This is a genomic window from Mesorhizobium sp. M7D.F.Ca.US.004.03.1.1, assembly GCF_003998635.1.
Classification (GTDB): domain Bacteria; phylum Pseudomonadota; class Alphaproteobacteria; order Rhizobiales; family Rhizobiaceae; genus Mesorhizobium; species Mesorhizobium loti.
In genome coordinates, this window is the sequence record NZ_RZQG01001177.1 from 1 (window position 1) to 1,583 (window position 1,583).

3 protein-coding genes are annotated in these 1,583 nt (G+C 64.0%); all 3 read left to right on the forward strand.

The annotated features are described in order from the left end of the window. The coding region (locus tag EN935_RS35260; protein WP_164771652.1) for an ABC transporter permease at window positions 1-459 on the forward strand (459 nt) is incomplete at its 5' end. 1 nt (window position 460) lies between these two features. Next, on the forward strand, window positions 461-1,243 hold the full coding sequence (locus EN935_RS35265) for an ABC transporter permease (RefSeq protein WP_127263160.1): 783 nt from the start codon (window positions 461-463) through the stop codon (window positions 1,241-1,243). Then, window positions 1,240-1,583, forward strand: a 344-nt coding sequence (locus tag EN935_RS35270; RefSeq protein ID WP_164771653.1) for an ABC transporter ATP-binding protein, incomplete at its 3' end; no start/stop codon positions are given. The genes EN935_RS35265 and EN935_RS35270, both read left to right, overlap by 4 nt.

Consider the following 1,583-nt stretch of genomic DNA (forward strand, 5'->3'; position numbering starts at 1 on the left):
GTCGTCAACCGTGCGCTGACCGGCTCCGGCCTGTTTGCCGAACCGGTGCAACTCGCCAACACCCGTTTCGCCACCGTCACCGGCTTCGTGCATTTCTTCGTCATGCTGTTGACGCTGACGATTTTTGCCAACCTCAAGCAGTTGAGCCCGAGCTACCGCAAAGCGGCGGCCGATCTCGGCGCCGGGCCGGTGCGCACCTTCCTGCATGTCGTGCTGCCGCTGACCTTGCCCGGCATCATGGTCGGCGCCTTCCTCACCTTCGTGCTGTGCATCGGCGACTACATCACGCCGCAGATCCTGGGCGGCAACAACGAGCTGCTGATGCCGCAGCTGGTGATGATGCAGATCGGCCGGCGCGGCGACTTTCCGCTGGCCTCGGCGCTGTCGATCATCCTGATGGCGGTGGTCACCATTGCCTACCTCGCCTGCGCCCGCTGGCTGAAGATCGAGCGGGCCTGAGATGCGCCAGCTCGTCCGCATCGCCTCCTGGCTCTACGCGATCGCCGTCTACGGCTTCATCTTCCTGCCGGTTATCGTGCTGGTGCTGTTTTCGCTGCAGGCGACGTCGTTTCCGATCCCGCCCTTCACCGGGCCATCGCTGCGCTGGTACGAAGCGGTGCTCTCCGATGTCAGGCTGACCTCGGCGCTGGTCAATTCGCTGCTGGTGGCGTCCATCTCGTCGGTCGCCGCCGTCACGCTCGGCTTCCTTTCCGCCTGGGGTTTTGCGCGTTTTGTCCTGCCCGGCTCCGGACTGCTGCGCGGCCTGATCACGCTACCGCTGACGGTCAGCTATCTCATCATCGGCATGGGGCTTCTGGTGCTGTTCAACTGGGCCGGCGTGCCGAAATCGCTGCTGGCCGCCGGCATCGGCCATGTCGTGATCAACCTGCCGCTGTGCTTCGCCATCATCTACAGCCAGATGGGCGACCACCAGATCAACATCGAACGCGCCGCGCGCGACCTCGGCGCGCCGGAATGGAAGGTGCTGCTGCTGATCACCGTGCCGGTCATGGCGCCGGCTATCTTCGCCGGTTTCTTCCTGTCGATGACCTTCTCCTGGGACGAGTTCGTGATCTCCTTCCTGCTCACCCGCTTCGACACCACGTTGCCCGTCGAAATCTGGAACCTGCTGCGTTCCGGCCTCAACCCCAAGACCAATGCGGTCGGCTCGCTGGTCTTCGCCGTCTCCATCGTCCTGGTGGTGTTTTTTGAACTGACATTGCTTCGGAGAAAGCCGGCATGAGCGCGCCCCTTGTCGACATCAGCAGTGTCTCGCATCGCTTCGGCCAGCACACCGTGCTGAAGGATGTCTCGCTGAAGATCGAGCCCGGCAGCTACACGATCCTGCTCGGGCCCTCGGGCTCCGGCAAGACGACGCTCTTGTCCATTCTCGGCGGCTTCGTCACCCCCAGCGAAGGCAAGGTGTTCATCCGTGGCGAGGACTGCACCGCGGTGCCGCCGGCCAAGCGGCCGACGACGACGGTGTTCCAGGACTATGCGCTGTTTCCACATATGAGCGTCGGCAGCAATGTCGGCTTCGGCCTGCGCATGCAGGGTGTCGACGGCACGACGCGCGCGGCAAA